The following is a 1,304-nucleotide window of genomic DNA, read 5'->3' on the forward strand; positions in this document are numbered from 1 at the left end:
TCGTGCAGTCGGCCCCAGACTCCTGCACGCGACCAGATCAGGAACCGGCGGTGCGCGGTCGACTTCGATATCCCGAAGCAGGGTGGCAGGGCCCGCCAGGCGCATCCGGACACCAGCACGTAGATGATCGCGGCGAACAGTGTCTCATCAGGCGTGTCCTGCGTCCCGCCACCCTGCGGCCGCACCCGGGAGGGCGGGATCAGCGGCTTGGCGATCTCCCACAACCGGTCCGGAACGATCCAACTCCACGTACCCCGCCCCATGACGGCCTCAACGACCGCCTCACCACATAGGACACGGTCTAAGGGGCGGGCAGGCGACGGGCGAGGCCGGCGGCGATGGCGTCGGTCGGGTGAAGGATCCCTTCGGCAGTAATGAGTCGGCGTTGCTGGTCGGCCCGAACCCGACAGACCGTGCGGCCGCGCGGTGGCTTCCCGGGCGTCGACGGCCAAGACCTGCTGGCCTCGCTCGACATCCTCGGCCTGTGCCCTGCGGATGGTCTGCCAGCTCCAGACCGCCCTAATGGCGCGGCGGGCGCTCTGCGCTCGGCGCTGCCCCGATCGACAGAACAGCCCCCGGGCTCCGCGCGCGAGATGCCCTGTTCTGTTCTAGCTTGTTCATCTATCGACCGTTCTTCGGAAAGGGAGCTTTTCTCATGGCTGAGAAGGCCAAGGGCAAGATGGAACAGGCCAAGGGCAAGGCCAAGGAGGTCGCCGGCAAGGCGACCGGGAACGAGCGGATGAAGGCCGAAGGCAAGACCGACCAGATCAAGGGCAAGACCCGCGAGGTCGCGGGCAAGGCCGAGGAGCAGGCGCGCGGAGTGAAGGACTCCCTGCGCGACCGCCGTCAGCCCTGACCGCTCCGCCCGCTGCATGTACGGCAGGCCGTGGCGCTTCCCGCGCCACGGCCTGCCGTACATGCATGACCAAGGCCGGGCGTGCTTGGTGGCTGCCGCCGATGAGCCAGCCCTGCGGCAGGTCGTTCCGGCCGGGCCGGTGAAGACGAGGGAGACCGCGTCGGCCGGCTACCACCGCACTCCTTCCGCCCACCACGCGGTCGCCGCGCCCCGCCAGGAAGACCCGGCCCTGGCCGCTGCCGTCCTACAGCAAGAACAGGCCCGCGGCGCCCTCGCCGCCCTGATCTTTCCCGGCGTCGAGCAGGACCAGGAGGACGAGGCGCCGACGTCGCTCGAGGACGTCCGCGCCCAGCAGCGTCAGGCCGCCGAAGCCGTCCGCGCGGCCGCGATCCAGCGGGCCTACGCCGATCGGGCGAGACGATCGGCGTAGGCCGACCCGCCCCCGGGC

General features: G+C 70.5%; 3 protein-coding genes. 2 read left to right on the forward strand and 1 reads right to left on the reverse strand.

Annotated elements, in window-relative coordinates; genetic code table 11:
- On the reverse strand, nucleotides 1–263 hold a 263-nt coding region (locus tag CCN56_RS28410; RefSeq protein ID WP_143664648.1), incomplete at its 3' end, for a transposase.
- Nucleotides 264–655: 392 nt separating this feature from the next.
- Between CCN56_RS28410 and CCN56_RS28415 the strand changes: the two genes are divergently transcribed.
- Together CCN56_RS28415 and CCN56_RS28420 are read left to right on the forward strand one after the other, a co-directional pair.
- Nucleotides 656–856, forward strand: a complete 201-nt coding sequence (locus CCN56_RS28415; RefSeq protein WP_086830855.1) for a CsbD family protein — start codon at nucleotides 656–658, stop codon at nucleotides 854–856.
- 139 nt (nucleotides 857–995) lie between these two features.
- Nucleotides 996–1,286: a hypothetical protein gene (locus tag CCN56_RS28420; RefSeq protein ID WP_143664649.1), complete on the forward strand. Its 291-nt coding sequence runs from the start codon at nucleotides 996–998 to the stop codon at nucleotides 1,284–1,286.
- Nucleotides 1,287–1,304: the final 18 nt, after the last annotated feature.

Origin of the sequence: Streptomyces sp. NRRL B-24572, from assembly GCF_002156145.1 — a bacterium.
Classification (GTDB): domain Bacteria; phylum Actinomycetota; class Actinomycetes; order Streptomycetales; family Streptomycetaceae; genus Streptomyces; species Streptomyces vietnamensis.